At 44.7% G+C, this 329-nt stretch carries 1 protein-coding gene; it reads left to right on the top strand.

From position 1 onward, the window contains the following. The coding region (locus HC175_RS21940) for a tyrosine-type recombinase/integrase (RefSeq protein ID WP_168139991.1) at positions 1–329 on the top strand (329 nt) is incomplete at both ends.

The following is a 329-nucleotide window of genomic DNA, read 5'->3' as shown; positions in this document are numbered from 1 at the left end:
ATTGGAGAATTACTGGAGTTAAAGCTGTCACAAATAGATGTTTTGCGGCGTCAAATTGTAATAAAAAATTCCAAGGGGCGTAAGGATCGCGTGGTAGTTTTGGCAGAGAGCATGTTACCCTTGCTCAACAATTATCTTTCCACCTATTTTCCGCATATTTATTTTGCAGAAGGACAGGGTGGCGGGCCGTACAGCGCTCAGAGCGTTAGAGCTTTTTTACAGGAGTCTTGCCGGCGTGCCGGAATAAAGAAGAAGGTAACCCCACATACCCTTCGGCATTCCTATGCCACCCATATGCTGGAGAATGGAATAGATATTCGGTATATTCA

It is taken from the genome of Salinimicrobium oceani (assembly GCF_012037645.1).
Note: the sequence above shows the minus strand (reverse complement) of the source record. Positions and strands in the feature narration are given on the sequence as shown.